The 16,393-nt window shown below is 40.4% G+C and carries 11 protein-coding genes, 2 tRNA genes and 2 rRNA genes; 3 read left to right on the top strand and 12 right to left on the bottom strand.

Translation table 11 applies throughout. The features are described from left to right. Positions 1-58: 58 nt before the first annotated feature. Positions 59-1,411, bottom strand: coding sequence for a transcription termination factor Rho (rho, locus tag IPM62_01575; GenBank protein ID QQS39281.1), 1,353 nt, complete (start codon positions 1,409-1,411; stop codon positions 59-61). Positions 1,412-1,743: 332 nt separating this feature from the next. On the opposite strand from rho, the gene IPM62_01570 reads away from it, so the two are divergent. Next, the gene (locus IPM62_01570) at positions 1,744-2,355 is read left to right on the top strand and encodes a hypothetical protein (GenBank protein QQS39280.1); all 612 of its coding nucleotides are present in this window, start codon (positions 1,744-1,746) and stop codon (positions 2,353-2,355) included. Positions 2,356-2,447: 92 nt separating this feature from the next. On the opposite strand, the gene IPM62_01565 is transcribed toward IPM62_01570, so the two are convergent. From IPM62_01565 to IPM62_01550, 4 genes are all read right to left on the bottom strand, one after another. After that, a complete protein-coding gene (locus IPM62_01565; protein QQS39279.1) occupies positions 2,448-3,191 on the bottom strand; it encodes a sortase in 744 nt (247 codons plus the stop codon). 42 nt (positions 3,192-3,233) lie between these two features. After that, on the bottom strand, positions 3,234-4,139 hold the full coding sequence (locus tag IPM62_01560) for a PKD domain-containing protein (GenBank protein QQS39278.1): 906 nt from the start codon (positions 4,137-4,139) through the stop codon (positions 3,234-3,236). A 1,517-nt stretch (positions 4,140-5,656) separates the two neighbouring features. Continuing rightward, the gene (radA, locus tag IPM62_01555; protein QQS39277.1) at positions 5,657-6,982 is read right to left on the bottom strand and encodes a DNA repair protein RadA; all 1,326 of its coding nucleotides are present in this window, start codon (positions 6,980-6,982) and stop codon (positions 5,657-5,659) included. A gap of 284 nt (positions 6,983-7,266) precedes the next feature. Then, positions 7,267-8,049, bottom strand: coding sequence for a hypothetical protein (locus tag IPM62_01550; protein QQS39276.1), 783 nt, complete (start codon positions 8,047-8,049; stop codon positions 7,267-7,269). Positions 8,050-8,332: 283 nt separating this feature from the next. Between IPM62_01550 and IPM62_01545 the strand changes: the two genes are divergently transcribed. Continuing rightward, a complete protein-coding gene (locus IPM62_01545; protein ID QQS39275.1) occupies positions 8,333-8,542 on the top strand; it encodes a hypothetical protein in 210 nt (69 codons plus the stop codon). Positions 8,543-8,813: 271 nt separating this feature from the next. Here the strand turns inward: IPM62_01545 and IPM62_01540 are convergent, their stop codons facing one another. From IPM62_01540 to IPM62_01520, 5 genes are all read right to left on the bottom strand, one after another. Beyond that, positions 8,814-9,959: a 30S ribosomal protein S1 gene (locus IPM62_01540; protein ID QQS39274.1), complete on the bottom strand. Its 1,146-nt coding sequence runs from the start codon at positions 9,957-9,959 to the stop codon at positions 8,814-8,816. A 120-nt stretch (positions 9,960-10,079) separates the two neighbouring features. After that, positions 10,080-10,195 (bottom strand): 5S ribosomal RNA (gene rrf, locus IPM62_01535). 129 nt (positions 10,196-10,324) lie between these two features. After that, positions 10,325-13,626: ribosomal RNA gene (locus IPM62_01530) — 23S ribosomal RNA — on the bottom strand. Between the two features lie 477 nt (positions 13,627-14,103). After that, a tRNA-Ala gene (locus tag IPM62_01525) sits at positions 14,104-14,180 on the bottom strand. 645 nt (positions 14,181-14,825) lie between these two features. Next, positions 14,826-15,056 (bottom strand): hypothetical protein, encoded by a 231-nt coding sequence (locus IPM62_01520; protein ID QQS39273.1) that lies wholly within the window; start codon positions 15,054-15,056, stop codon positions 14,826-14,828. Positions 15,057-15,459: 403 nt separating this feature from the next. Between IPM62_01520 and IPM62_01515 the strand changes: the two genes are divergently transcribed. Then, a tRNA-Ile gene (locus tag IPM62_01515) sits at positions 15,460-15,533 on the top strand. Between the two features lie 257 nt (positions 15,534-15,790). On the opposite strand, the gene IPM62_01510 is transcribed toward IPM62_01515, so the two are convergent. Continuing rightward, the gene (locus tag IPM62_01510; protein QQS39272.1) at positions 15,791-16,003 is read right to left on the bottom strand and encodes a hypothetical protein; all 213 of its coding nucleotides are present in this window, start codon (positions 16,001-16,003) and stop codon (positions 15,791-15,793) included. 197 nt (positions 16,004-16,200) lie between these two features. Further along, entirely contained in the window at positions 16,201-16,359 is a 159-nt protein-coding gene (locus tag IPM62_01505) for a hypothetical protein (protein QQS39271.1), read from the bottom strand. Between the last annotated feature and the right edge of the window lie 34 nt (positions 16,360-16,393).

Here is a 16,393-nt window from a genome sequence, read left to right as displayed (position 1 = left end):
AATCGATGAGCAATAATTAATCAGAACGCTATATTAAAAAGCCAATAATTAATGTTTCTTATACTGTTTTTAAGGAGTCAAGAAATTCCTGATTTGTTTTTGTATGTCTCAAACGGTCAAGTAGAGTCTCGGTTCTTTCATCGTCATGCATCATCTCTAGCATTCGACGAAGAGTGTGTACTTTTTGCAAATTATTTCCGTAAAGTAGTTCTTCCTGCCTAGTCCCCGACCTGGTTACATCAATTGCCGGAAAAACTCTCTTCTCTGCAAGCTTGCGGGTAAGATGAAGTTCCATATTCCCAGTACCTTTAAATTCCTCGTAAATAAGGTCATCCATTCTGCTTCCCGTATCAACCAGACAGGTTCCGATAATTGTCAACGACCCTGCGTTTTCAATCTTTCTTGCTGCCCCAAAAAATTTCTTTGCGGGGAAAAGTGCAACCGGATCAAATCCTCCCGTTAGCGTTCTACCCGATGTCGGTAGCGCTAAATTATAAGCTCTTGCCATTCTCGTAATACTATCAAGAACGATAACCACATCATGTCCTATCTCAACAAGTCTTTTAGCGCGCTCTAAGGCAAGCTCACCGACCCGTGTTTGATTTCTAGGTGCCTCATCGAAATTCGAAGAAGCCACTTCACCTAAGCCATTCGTAACTTTCTCGATGTGCCTGGTTAAATCTGTAACTTCTTCCGGTCTTTCGCCTATTAACACAGCCATGATATGAACACTCTTTTTGGTTTTAGTAGCCTTTCCCTCGGGATAATTAGCTGCAATTCCGGAGATAATATCTTTAATTAGCCACGTTTTTCCTGCCTTTGGTGGAGAAACAACTAAAGCTCGTTGACCAAAGCCGATCGGTGAAATCAGGTCAATCATACGTGTTGTCATTGGTTCTTCGCCTGTTGCCAACTCAAATCCGGCATCAGGATAAATAGCGGTCATATCTTCAAAATCAGGTCTATCACCTTGTTTGTCAATCTCTATTCCATTTACGGTTTCGACTTTCAAAAGACCCCAATAACGCTCATTTTCTTTCGGACGCCTGGCTTGCCCGCCAACTTTATCACCAACGCGTAAGTTAAATCTACGAATTTGACTACTTGATATATAAATGTCTTGATCGCTTGGAGCAAGTTTGGGCCGCAAAAGTCCAGATCCTTCATTGGCAATATCCAAAATACCATCAACGTGTTCTGTGGGTAAATTTGAATCAGGTATCACACGTTCATCAACAACAAGAGACGGTTTCTCGGTTACAGTAATTTCAACTTCTCCCTTAGTTAATTCACCCGTATTTTTTGGTGCTTCAATTTTTTCAACCACTTTGTCGTTTCCTTCGGGTTTTCCAATAAAATCTACCGCGCTTTTGGCGCTTGTTAAGTCCTCATCCTTTGCTTTTGTAGCCATTATATATTAATTAAGCAGCTTGGTTTGATATTCAAATAACCAACATGTATATATTAGTTTGGGAGATAAAATCTCTAAAATCACCGGAAGTAATCAGGTGCATTTGTATTGTATGAGATACTCTGGGTGTTTGTCAAATGCAAAAGCTACCACAATGTACTCAATGTAAGATTAGCTAACTCTGAGAATAACTCGTGTCATCATACCTTTCCAAACGGCAAATCTACTCCACTATCAATTGTCCCTACTAGTAAATATTTCCCATATTTTTGAAACAATATGGCATTTAGGTGTATAATTGCGTTACTTTATAGAAGTGCTGCCTTTTGTATATGGGAATAGCTCAAGAAACCAGAAAATGGGTACCACGGGTCGTTGGCGGTCTTAGCGTAGTTGGTCTTTCCGTCGGTGCCGGCTATTTGACACATCAAAACAACGTGAATAGACAATTGTTAACACAAGAAAATCCCTACCCTACTACCAACCCCGAATACAATCCTGAAGGCAGTCAGACCTTACCCAGCATTGCAACACCTGCAAGTGAACAACCTATCCCACAACAACACCAAGGAGATTATGAATGCACATATGTAAGAGATGGCGAAGGTGCTTTAGCTGCTTTAAGACGAATAACAGCAGATCCAACTCTTAAAACCGCTGTTTTATATGAGGCAGTAGATCGTTCTGGTAACTACGAAAAAGCAATACCACTTCACGCAGGTGATTTTAATTTTGGACCAAGTGGTACGGTACTTCATCCCAAAGACCGAATTTGTATCGTAAATGGCAAACCTGCAACACGAAAGTTATTACAACAAGAACCCGACAAATTCCTCGGTAAACCGACTGCGGAAGAATTAAGATGTATTACAAATGAAGAAACAGGAGTCAAAAATCGACAAATTAACCAAGCTCTCCGCAATCGTAATTTCACAAGAGGATAAAATCACGATTCTGAAGTTGAAGTGATATTAAGAAGTGATAATAAATTGATCCCATGAGCTTAATGCTGGGATCTTGCCATACAATTATAAATTTAACTTTCAACAGGCACTGCCTTCACAATCAGTCTCTTCCAAGTAGTTCCCGGCGGATCACACGTTTGTAAATACAATGTTTCCGTTTCGGTTTCTTCCGTAAGCCACTTTGTGTCAACTGCGTTAACAATAAATTTATCTTGCACTTCATAAATAAAGCGCTCATCGGAAAAATAAACAATAATTCTATCGCCTCGTTCCAGTTTTCTCAAAAGGTAAAATACCGCATTATATCTGGCCACATTATATTCGAAATCGGTAGAGTGCGAAAAAAGATAGATATTTTTTCCCTGACCCGGGAAATATGTTCCCGCGGCATGTGCAATTCCCTTTTGGAGCGCTTGGGAGTATTCCGGGGCATTAACCGCACTTACGTTTGGTATGATATTTGCCCTCGCGTCAATTTTGGGAATAACAATGGAAAAATGCGGATCTACCCCGTATGACTTAGCCTCGTTTTGCACAGCAATTGTCTGTTCAACAATTGGTAAATTTGTTAAGTGTGTTTCTTGGAGAGAATTATTCTCACTCGTATTTTTAATGTAATAAACTATTTCTTCTCTGATTATCGGTTCGATACTGACAACAAAAGACAAGACAACAAAGATAATCAAGCCAATTCCCGCTCCACGCAAAAAATTGTACATGAATCGCGCAAATTTTCCCGCATGTAAAGATACTTCGCTGTGAATTACGTGAGTGTCTGCGTCATAGATAATCTTGTGAGGATACATTGTTCCCATATATTTACAATCTGCTTAACTAAAATACGTGCCTTCGTTTTATTAAATCAATTTGAAGCGTCTTTTAATGATTGCACCAAGTGCGGTCAATCCAAGACCAGCAACAATAACGTTAGGGGCTGAGAAACCAGTACTTGGAAGCTCTGTGGCGGCACCTGCTACTTGCGGAGTCGGTTCTTCTTTCACGACTACTTCCAATTCACATTCACTATTTCCACCATGCCATACTCCACGACTATCCATCACTTGAAGCTTAGCTTTGTAAGTTCCTTTATTGTTGTAGATATGAATTGCTTCAGGATTTTTAGTATTTATTCTTTCGGGTTGATTGTTGGAGTTGTCACCAAAATCCCAATGATATTCTTTGATTTGGCCTTGATAATCTATTCCTGCTCCGGCAAATTTAACATACAGCGCCGCGGTTCCTTCTCTGGGATTTGCTTCGATGCCTGTACATCTTGCTAATTCTTTTCCGGGCGTTGGTGTTAGCGTGATCGTTGGAACTGGTGTAATTGTCGGTGTTGGCTCGGCACATAAACGACTCGAATTCTTGGCAAGATATGTATTTCCTTGGATTAGATTCCACGAGCCACCGTTTTCCAAGTACCAACCATCACTCAGGTAATTTTGAATTTCTTGATCACTAAGATCTGAATTTGTAATATTCCACCAGATTGTTTGTGTTGATTTTGAATCGTCGATTGCGCAAAGGCATTGGATAAAATTGGAATTTTCAAGCTGGTAAACGTCATCACTTCCTTCAATCGTAGCTTCCTGACCCGGAATATGATGAAAACCATGATCCGAATGCACCCAATCACCGGTATTTCCTATCGGACATGAGGGAAAACTTGGAACTTGTGTGTTTGTCGCAAATACCGTTGACATGGGAAGCGCAGTTAGAGTTAGTGCGGTTACTGCAAGAAGTATTGCATTTTTATAAAACATAGATATCATTACCAATTGACGTCCATATTATAAGATAATACTATTGGCAAGTCAAACACTCCAACTATGTACTATAAGCTTCTGGTATTTGTTGGTTCTTGGTGATACTTCCGTTTTCTTGTATCCACCAACATCAATTATGATTTACAAAATTAAATGACCAAGGTTAGAAAGTACGTTCGAAGTTAATGTTTGATACATTACCATTTCTTATGGATTAGGCATATCGGAACTACTTACATAGCACTGCAATAGTTAATATCAGATTGCTTGCCAATAACCCAACGAACTAATGAAAACGCATATGAGACAAAATCTAATATTACTTCAGACTCAAATCTAAGATTACTTTTCCGCCTTCGGCTGTAAGACTATTCTCCATCCATGCGATAAATGTGTGGAAGTACAAAAGGAGAAAATACATACTCGGCTTGGATCGCCAGTTGGGTTGAGTCACAAAAAATCGCGCATGTTTTCACCTCTAGGAACGGGTAGTACGCCTGCCCTAACATGAGGTAAACCGAAATGATATGAATCTGAAAGATTCATACATGCCACCCGTGTCAACTGCAAGTTGACCTAATCTAAACACAAAAAATCGCGCTTGTTTTCACCTCTAGGAACGGGTAGTACGCCTGCCCTACATACCACCCGTCCCCACAAGCGACAACTTGCGCGATTAATATTTCTCTTTTTTGCTCAATTTAGCCTTAATAATCAAAAATCCTCTTGACAGCGACCTAACTTATTGATTAATCTGACTATGATTTGTCTTGGAGCTAGCCTGTTCTCAAGACAAATTTATGAATAAGGGCATTACTATACGTGGAAAGGTTGCTTACAGTTTTAATTGTTAGCAATATCCCAACGATAGCGATGCTCTTTTTCATTTTCTAAGCCTCGCAATAACTTACGCTACTTCCAAAAACGCTTAAAAGAGCTATGAAAATACTCTAACACACGCTGTCAACTTTGTCAAAGCCTATAATGATAGTGCGTCTAATATTATACTATACCCATAATACAATCTATGTTATTTCGTAGCATACATTCGTATTCTTTCTGGGTCGATAAATTATTGTGGATAACTTTGGGATAAGTTTGTAAAAAATTACTTCCCGTAATCGAAACCACTAAAGATTTTACACACTATTCTCCAAAGGATAGTATGCCCAATTACCGCTTAATTATTGGCAAAGACGGGTTGAAGCTAAAATTATGGTTATATTTACATGAACGCCGTGCCCGCAAGTAATATCAATTGATATACATGTTCGCAATCGCTCTTGGTTTTGTAATCTATTCCCATCTCGTCACAATTTCCTAAATTACTTTCGATTACTATCATCGACCGACTCTATCCTTAATTTTTTTCGGTGATTCCACACGATAAGATTAATAAAACATAAGTCAGAATATAAATAGATGGCAAAAACTAAGCAAGGTACCTTAAATTTAAAATAAGAAGTTTTCGGCCTCACGGTATTGCAGAAATTGCAATTTTTTTAGCCTGAGAGTTACTTTACAATTTTTTTTACTGCGTCTTTTAGATAACCAAAATCGGTGTGTGTCACAATTTGTTTGTATCCTAATCTTTTCGTTTCTTTTATACGCCTATCCTCGGAGGTAACTTTTCTTACTTCACCGAGAAGTCCGACTTCACCGATTGATACAAGTTTTTTGGGAATCGGTTTGTCGTAATACGCTGAAGCTACAGACAAACAGATCGCAAGGTCCGCACCGGTTTCCTTGACTTTTATTCCCCCGACAACATTCACAAAAACATCAAAATCATTAACCGGAACTTGTGCTCTTCGTTGCAATACTGCAAGAAGTAGCTCTAGTCTTTTTGCATCAATTCCTTGTGCAACTCTTTTTGGAAATGCCATCTTTGTGGGAATTACTAGTGACTGTATTTCCACCAACAATGGCCGTGTTCCTTCCATTACGGAGGTCACTGCGCTTCCTGCAATCATTTTATCTAGTTCTGTGAGAAACAAATGTGAAGTGTCATCAACCGAAATTAAACCCTTGTCTTCCATGGTAAAAATTCCAACTTCATCGGTTGCTCCAAATCTATTTTTTCGAGCCCTAAGTAAACGAAATGATAAATCACGGCTTCCTTCAAACCATAATACTGTGTCAACCAAATGCATGAGTAGTGCCGGTCCGGCTACCGATCCTTGTTTGGTTACATGCCCAACGATAATTACAGGCACACTTGTAGATTTCGCCAAACGCACCAATCTATAAGTACACTCTCTAACCTGTCCTGCGGCACCTGCCATACCCGACAAATCGGATGTTTGCATTGTTTGTATGGAATCGATTATAACCGCGGATAAATTTCTCTTAGCGTCAATTATTTCCATTACATTATCTATAATTGCATCGATATCGGTGTCCTCCAGTATCAATATGTCGTTTGTATTTTTGACCCCCAATCTTTTGCCGCGCAAAGCTATTTGATGAGCAGATTCCTCTCCCGATACATACAATATATTTCCCAATGTTTCGGACAATTGCATTAGTATTGTAGACTTTCCTATCCCTGGTTCACCTGCAATTAATATTACCTGGCCGGGGACGATTCCACCCCCTAATACCCTATCAAGTTCGCTTATTTTGGTTGATATTCGTGTAGAGCTTTTGGTCTCTACATTCGACAAGTTAACAATGTTGCTTTTAGTGATTTTTGAATTTTGGTTTTTTCCTCCGGAATTGCGAGAAACAACAGTCTCTACTAAACTCCCCCAACTTCCACACTCTGTGCATTTACCCAACCATCCAAGCGATTCAAATCCACATGTCTGGCAAATATAAACTGATTTTTTAATTTTCATTAGTTGTAAGTATCACTATAGCTATTTAAATAGTCAAGCAAATAAACAACCACAGTCAAAAAAAGCTGTAATTTGTTAAAAGATTTTTCTATAAAGTATAAGCTACTTTGCATGAGCTACGCTTTCAAGCGCATACTTTTCGCGATGTTTGAATACACTATCTGACGACCTTTTAAGTTGTGATATTTTATTCTCCTTTTATAATACATATGATCTTAACGTATAAATCCGTATGTTTATGTAAGGTGGAATAATTTAAGATCGAAGAATTAATTTAAATAGTATTATTTATTCGCGCTTATTAAGCCGTTAATCAATCGTTTATCTTCTTCCGACAAACCACTTAAATCGTCTGGTAATGGAGGTGAAATCATATATCCTGTTGTTTCACGGTTTCCTATTTCATCATGACAGCTAATATCAACATACCAATCAGCACCACCCGGTGCTCTGGCTATTGCCACAAAATTAGTGTTTGGCTGAAACAAATCTTTACCATCTTTCCACCCCGAATAAATTGTTGCGGATTTGTTGGGATCATCCCTCAAACAATCTCCATTGATTCCATTTGTTTGCATATTAGTTCTAGGATCCATAATCCAACGCAATGATCTGTGAATTCTATGAGCAGTATTGCGAACAATTGCCTGAATATCTCGAGGCTTTGCAGACCGACGCAATTGTGATTCTTCCTCACCTGTTTGTTGACTTAACTCTTCAAATATTTTTTGATCAACACCGGAAACATCACTATCATCATTTACAACTGGAAATCGTAAAAACCTAATCTGATCTGGTTTATTGGATGTTTCGTCATTAAAAACTCCAAACATATATATTGCATAATAATTATCAGGAGTTCGAGGGTTATTAAACCCAGTGTCTTTGAAGTCCCATACTCTAAAACCATGGCTTATCTTGATATAATGGGGTTTCGGCAAAATCTTCACGGGTTTACGCCCTTCTTCTCCAGCTGGGATAAAAACACCTTTTTCCCAATTAATTTCTTCAGCTCTAAATGGTCTTTCTTGTTGCACGAACACTTGTACTATTTCTTCATCATCCATATACAGTTGAACTATAGTCAAGAAACTCCAATTCAGCAACTCTTCGTCACAAAATCACCTTTTTTCAAGTCTTGTTTCATACACTTCTCAAATCATCAGGTGTTCAAACTCCGACTCAACCCAGTTGTGATTGGCAGCTAGAAATTTATATTTCGGAAAAGATATTATATAAACTTTGACTGCTAGCTTTTCTTAATTCAATCAAACGTACACAATACTAAAACTTATAACACCCTAAGATTTACTACTTTGGTATGTTTATGAAATATGATAGAATCCTCACATGTCTAAAAAAGAGGCAGTGAAACCACTTACCCGTGAACAAATGGAAGAATGGTTTAAAGCTAATGGAGGTTCTCAAGGTCATGGTTCATTGATTGATTTAACACCTACAAGTGGACGCCAACAATCTACTCAACCCGGTATGCCTAATATATCCATAATACATGACGAAACCCTAGGTCTACGCGATAGCGAAGAACAAACAACTTAGTTGCTGTGAATTAGATTGCAATATTTTTTCCCCGCTTATTTTCGCAAGGAATATTTGTCCCAAATAATAAATATTTATATACCACAACAAGTTAAGACATTGCTACATATTTACGTATTAATGAGTACTTTCTTGTTAGTTTTTCAGTCCACTCGCATGGAGTAACATTTCCCATTTAACTCTAATGTAGATGTATGTATTTGGGTAATTCCTGATCTTTATATACCAAGGTTACTGGAGGAATTATCTTTAAAGAGAAGACAAGTCTGGTTTACCTATACCCTACCGGCTTTGCGGTAAGAACTAGTCCCAAAGAGATTTTTCGATTGTCCAGATCCACTTCTTCGACATACACACTAACGGGATCTCCCTTCTCGTATTTTTTGCCGGGTGGAATTTTGGTCATATGTACCAATCCTTCGACGCCTTCTTCAAGTTGAACAAACACGCCATAATCCGTAATCTTTGTAGCTGTTCCTTTAACTTTCGCATCCTTCTGGTATTTTTGTGCCACTTTTTCCCACGGATCCTTGTCGACCTGTTTTGTGGAGAAGGATAGTTTATTGTGGTCTTTGCCAATTATTTTGACTTTGACTTTATCACCTTCATCAACAATCTCACTTGCACTTGATACCTTATCCCAAGAAAGTTCGGAAATATGTACCAGACCGTCAACGCTTATGACTTCTTTTTTGGAAAGTTCTTTTTGAATAGTTACAAAACATCCGAAATTGGTTATCGCCGACACGGTACCGTCATAGATTTCACCTATTTTTATTGTCTCGATAGCTTTTCTGATTTGCTTAATTTCCTCGGCATCGGAAACCGCTTTCTCGGACAAGACAATTTTGTTCATTTCCCGATCTATGTCGATTGGTAAAACTTTAAACTGGGCATTAATAAGGCCTTGTGGATTTTTCGCCGCTTCCCTTCCCAATTGCGATATGGGGACAAAACCGGTTAGTCCCTCAATGTCGACCATTACTCCAGACTGATTAACATTTCTTCCCGTTACATTAATCGGTGTATCATTTTTCATTGCACTTTCAAGCAGATTCCAAGATGCGTTTTGGGCTGTATGACGAAAAGAAAGAATGGTGACGCCGTCGTAAGTTTCAGGAATAATTACGTTTGCAGTTACCTTATCGCCTACTTTCAACTTTCTTATAAAATCCTTGGCCTCAATATATGCTTTTTCGGCCACCATTGCTTCACTTTTTCCACCAATGTCGACCGTTACTTGTTTAGAAGATATACCTGTGACAATACCCTCAACGCGGTCTCCTCGTTTGTACCCATGAACCTTGTCGCTAAACGACTTAAGCAAATCGTCCATAGTCAAACTACCGCCACTTTTTGCTGAATTCACACTTTTAGTTTTTGAAGTTTTAGTTTGTCCTGCCAATGTATAGTCCATCGCGCCTAACGCGATTTAGCCAAGTCTTCCTTGACCACCTTTCATTTTAAATATTTTAGCGTTATTCATGTAATTAAACAATATTTGTTTTATGTTGACTTTAACTTTTTCAGGATACTGTCCTGGCAATGACGTATTTTCGCGGTGGGTTGCCCCACAACTATCGTCCGCGCTGTCGCCTTTCACTTCTGAGTTCGGAATGGATCAGGTGGTACGACGACGCACCAATTACCAGGACATTATCCTGAAAAATTACTAAGAGATGAAGTGACTTTAAGTGTACTCATGGAAATGGCTTCCAAATATCTTTCTAAAGACCCTATATTTGTTGTGTAAAGCCCAATGCTTTACACTGAGAGAAACGTTAGTTTAAGTTTTTCGACTGATTCGCTTCAGGTTAGCTTAACCCCTCACGGGGCTTCCACTGCCTGTCGTTTACCTGGTGTTCTACCAGGAGTCTAAAAGAATCCTCATCTTGGAGTGGGCTTCCCACTTAAGATGCTTTCAGCGGTTATCCAACAAGGAATGTAGCTACCCGGCTTTGCAGCTGACGCCACAACCGGCACACTAGGGATTCCCCCCACCTGGTCCTCTCGTACTGAGGTGAGCTCTCCTCAAGATTCTAACGCTCCCACCGGATACAGTCCAACCTGTCTTACGACGGTTTGAACCCAGCTCGCGTAAGGTTTTAATGGGCGAACAGACCAACCCTTGGGACCTTCTCCAGCCCCAGGATACCTTGAGCCGACATCGAGGTAGCGAACCGCACCGTCGCTAAGGACGCTCGGGTGCGACCACTCTGTTATCCCCGGGGTAGCTTTTATCCGATAAGCTCCGTCCACACCCATGGTGGATCGGAGGATCACTAAGACCTGCTTTCGCACCTGCTCCAGCCGTCACTGTCGCAGTCAAGCTAGCTTATGCCTTTATACTTACAGCACGATGTCCATCCGTGCCAAGCTAACCTTTGTACCCCTGCGTTACACTTTGGCAGGGATCCGCCCCAGACAAACTACCCACCTAACACTGTCCCTGTCGCCGTTTCCAGGCGACGTAAGTAAGATATGCCACACTTCAAAGAGAGGTGTTACATTGTTGTTCCGACACAAGGTCGGAACTCCCTCCTACACTAGACAATTAAAATGCACATATCAATGTCAAGCTATAGTAAAGCTCCACGGGGTCTTCTTGTCCTGGTGGAAGTAGGCCGCGTCTTCACAGCCATCGCAATTTCGCCGAGTAGAGGCTCGAGACAGTTGTTAACTCGTTACGCCTTTCGTGCGGGTCGTAACTTACACGACAAGGAATTTCGCTACCGTAGAACAGTTATAGTTACTGCTGCCGTTTACCGGAGCTTCGCTTTGGAGCATCCCGAGACAAGCTCGGGGCACCCCGCCGTTTAACTTACCGGCACTGGGCAGGCGTCAGCCCGTATACGTCCTCTTACGAGTTTGCACGGACCTGTGTTTTTGGTAAACAGTCGATTAACAAACTTTCGCTGCGACCCCAATAATAAAATAGAATTGGGGCAACCCATCTCCCGAAGTTACGGGTAGTTTTTTTGCCGAGTTCCTTGAGCCCCCTTCTCTCGCTCGCCTTAGTCTTCTCGACCAGTCCACCTGTGTTGGTTTGCGGTACAGCTCTCCTTGTGTCTAACTGCGAATTGTTTCTGGTAGATTGAATTATTCAAAATCGTCCGGCTCTCACCAGACTCTGCATAACTGCTCGATTAATCATTCATACGGATTTTCCAATATGAACTACCTTACAGCTTGCACCGGACTTCGCGAACCGGCTTCGGTCCTCCAATCCAGTTGATCCCCAGGTCAAACAACACAAGAAAAGTACTAGAATATTAACTAGTTGTCCATCGACTACGCCTTTATGGCCTCGCCTTAGGAGCCGACTAACCCGTCGGGGACGATCCTCGCGACGGAAACCTTGGACATTCGGCGGCTAGGATTCTCACCTAGCTTGTAAGCTACTTATGCCAGCATTCTCACTTCCAAGCGCTCCAGCATGCCTTACAGCACACCTTCAAAGCCCTTGGAACGCTCCCCTACCGCGCCGCACTCTGCACGCAGCAATCAACTTCCAATTTCCAACTTAATTGTTGACTGTTGGCTGTTTTTGTTGGTTGTTGCGTGCAAAGCACGACACCTCTAGCTTCGGTAGTATCTTTAATCCTCGATACATCTTCGGCGCTTCTTATCATCGACTAGTGAGCTGTTACGCTTTCTTTAAAGGATGGCTGCTTCTAAGCCAACCTCCTAGCTGTCTATGATAAAAAACTTCCTTAAAAACTTAAGATACATTAGAGACCTTAGCCGAGAGTCCGGGTTGTTTCCCTTTTGTCACACGAGCTTAGCCCCGTGTGGCTGTCTAGCAACGCATACTACAAGTTATTCGGAGTTTGGTTGAGATAACTCAGATTACCCTCATTATCCCATTCAGTAGCTCTACCACCCTGTAGTTTTTCGATGCCACGGTGCCTAAACACCTTTCGGGGAGAACCAGCTATCTCCAGGTACGATTAGCATATTACCCCTATCCACAAGTCATCCCAATCAATTGCATCTGATACGAGTTCGGGCTTCCACACCATATTTCTATGGGCTTCACCCTGCTCATGGATAGCTCACCTGGTTTCGGGTCTTCCGCGTTTTTTTATTCGCGCTTATCACACTTGGTTTCCCTACGCCTTCGCCGTAATTACGGCTTAAACTTAAAAAACACGAAAACTCACTGGCTCATTCTTCAATAGGCACGATATTACCCGCGCACAGCGCGGAACCATCAACAAATCAACACGCTTCTATACAAGCTCCCAACAATTAACCAAATGTCAATTGTTGTGTGTTGGAAGTTAATAGTTCAGTGCTATGCACTGGCTCTATCGGATTGTTCGCAAACAGTTTCAGGTTCTATTTCACTGGGCGTTCCGCCCTTCTTTTCACCTTTCCCTCACGGTACTTGTCCACTATCGGTTCTAGATCATATTTAGCCTTGGAGGATGGTTCCCCCAGATTCCGACGATGTAGATGCATCGTCGTACTCGGGATACCGCTAGGCGTCCTTTTGATTTCGCATACACGTCTATCACGTTCTATGGCTGACTATTCCATGTCATTCTGCTATCAAAAAAACTACCACGTTGCGGTCCCACAACCGGTGCGCATAGCACACAACTTTCAACTTACAACAATCAATTGCCAACACTTTAATTTAAAGTTGGTAGTTGAATGTTAATTGTTAACTGTTGTGTGCTACGCACACCTTTGGGCTCTTGCCGTTTCGCTCGCCGCTACTTAGGCAATCTCGTTGATTTCTCTTCCTCGCCCTACTTAGATGTTTCAGTTCGGGCGGTTCCCTCTACGCGCCTTAATAGGCACTCCAAACAAACAACAATCAACACACCAATGAGTTTTCAACTGTTAACTTATAGTTAAAAGTCAATTACTAATTCTAGTTGGTAGTTAATTGTTACCTGTTTAGAGTGCCCCTTGGAGCACGAGTTCACTGCGGTGAAGCAGTGCGGGTTTCCCCATTCGGACATCGCCGGCTGTAATGTTTCTTGACAACTCACCGACGCTTTTCGCAGTCTTGCACGTCCTTCTTCGGTAATCTAGACCAAGGCATCCACTGTCTGCGTTAAGTAAACTTAAACTTAGCGTTTCATCCCGTATCAAGTACGGGATTTTTCTCAATGCAAAGCATCATGCTTTGCAAAATTGCTTTTGTGTTGTGAATCATCAAATAAATGATGGTTCACGGCCTTTTCCATGAAGTACACTTAAAGTGACTTCATTCTCTTAGTTGTTAAAGTACAAATCTGTTGGTGTGTTCTGTAAAACTGGTTAAGTCTAACCGGTTCTCACAACTCACAACAAAATTTTTCTGCGTTGTTATTACCTACTAATAAGTATTTAGTGTCAAGTATTCCGCAATTCTTAATTGTTGGTACTTGAAACTTAAAACTAAATACTAATGTTAAAAATCCAAATTTCTATTACCAATCTACCATCTACTAACTACTAACTACTTAATTCCCAATTCCTAATGAGTGGACCGTGTGGGATTCGCCATGCACTTTCCCTACTTGGTTGCATTCCTCGAAAACCACATGGTTCATCAATGTACTCATTGGTGGACCGTGTGGGATTCGAACCCACGACCTCTACATTGCAAATGTAGCGCTCTAGCCAACTGAGCTAACGGCCCGTAAGGCGATTAGATCAAGTGGCCAAGCTTTGCTTATCCAACTGAGCTAACGGCCCGTAAGGTGGTTAGATCAAGTGGCCAAGCTTTGCTTATCCAACTGAGCTAACAACCCGTAAGGTGGTTAGATCAAGTGGCCAAGCTTTGCTTATCCAACTGAGCTAACAACCCGTAAGGTGGTTAGATCAAGTGGCCAAGCTTTGCTTATCCAACTGAGCTAACGGCCCGCGTCGGAACGAGTCCACTAAATTAAGCAGGCAGAAAGCTTGCTTTCAACGCTCCATTGTTCTTCCTCTTATAAATTCGTTTTTCGAATTTTAGATGAATGTAGGGCAAGTAAAATTTAATGTGCGAATTATATCTAGTATTTATACTAGAAACAAAAAAACCGGCTTAAAAGCCGGTAAATAACTAAATATAAGCCCTGTCTAGAAGCGCAAAATAAGCGCTCTAAATTTATTTGTTACAAATAGGCTTATCATTTATATTAGTTCAAGAATCTAGCTAGCGTAAGCTGGCTGATGATTGAACGAATTCAAACTTATTAGTTCGAAAGTCGGGACTATTCATCCCAACTGTTTATTCCGACTCAAAAGCTAGAAGCTATTATAAGGCTTATTTAAATTGAAGTCAACGAGGATAAGGTAATTAATTTCTTTCTTTTGTATTAAACACACGTGGTCTTCGACTAACAATATCCGCCGCAATTTCGGCACCACAATGCTCAGGGTGTTTCCCTGATCTTTCATGATATTCACGTATCTCCTTACCCTTTAGTATGATATCATTTGGTTCAACATCAGTCATCGTTCCGTCTGGAGTTCCATGCACAACATAAGTCTCATCATCTCCGCCAAACAGTTTTTTAATTATACCCACATATTAATTATACCAAACGGGTCAACTATTTCCCGTCAATGCGCGTGAAATTTATATTTTTGAAGTTTATATTTCTTCGCCACTAAACAATTGTTTAAATCCCATATATATGATAAATTATGTATCGATAAACTCAAAATTGATTTTCGTTTATTTGAATCTGGTTTTGGGTTTTGTATTAAAAAAAGCGTTTACATAGTAGTAAGCGGAATAATATCTTTCCCAATTTTTTTGTACAAAATTGATAAGGAGAAATTACGTAACGCTTTGCAATAAACGATATGTGGTTTGCAAAAAGTGAAGCAACACATTTTTCCACTTTTACAACTGTAAAAGTGAAGAGGAAGACAAGTGGAGCGATAAGCCAAGTTTGCTTGGCGGAAAGCGGAACTTGCTCTGACGAGGGCGCGTAGCTCAGTTGGTTAGAGCGCCAAACTGATAATTTGGAGGTCCATGGTTCGAGTCCATGCGCGCCCACTAATATATATTTAGAGTTAAGATTTCTGATTCAGAAACTTAGTGCGTAAATATTAGTTGAGATTTGTGATTATATTTATAGCTGAAATAAGAAACTCAACTTTCTCATCGTCAGTTTCCCTATCGCAATCTACTTCTAAATACAAATTACTATGCGCGGCTCCCAATAACGAGGGAGTTTAATCTTTAGGAGTAGACAAAAAATAATTGGTCAAACTACAACCATCAATAAAATTCTATTAGTCATATAAACCCTTTTAAATTTCCTTCTCCCTAAGTTCACCCAAAAGCCTTGCACTTTCAGGATCAAGTTTGTTAAGTGCTATTTCTGGAGTCATATCAGGATTTTCTAACATCAGCTCCGCGGCCTTTATTGCAATTTTTCGATCTTTTTTTCCTCCAGGTTTTCTTGAATTTGCCTGCAGCTTTCCTGTTTCAATATCCACTACTCTTTGTATTCTATCTTTCATATATATCACCTCCTTAATCTTAATCTATAAATAATTACCTCGTGCATAGTCATAAAGTTAAAGCTACTTTTAATAAATAATAATTTCTTAATACACAATAACAATCCCCTCAGTGTCTTTACTCGAGTATTTTATGAATGCATCCCCAATCCAACCCTAAACACCTATAAATACGAAATTTCGTAAATAGCTACGGTTTAGCTTTGTTGTGCTGTGTTGTCACTAGCAGGTACAGGTGTCTGTGTATTTTCTGTTTCTGGTTCATCAGAAGCAGTGCCTGAAACTTCCGGTTTGTGTGTACTTTCAAACTCGTCTTGTGTCTGTAATGGTGTTAGTGGATCTCCAGATTCTCTCATTAATATCACCTCCTTTGCGTGGCTATTATAACAC

Source organism: Candidatus Woesebacteria bacterium, assembly GCA_016700095.1.
Taxonomy (GTDB): domain Bacteria; phylum Patescibacteriota; class Microgenomatia; order UBA8517; family UBA8517.
The sequence above is the reverse complement of the archived record's forward strand: the minus strand, read 5'-3'. Positions and strand labels throughout refer to the sequence as shown.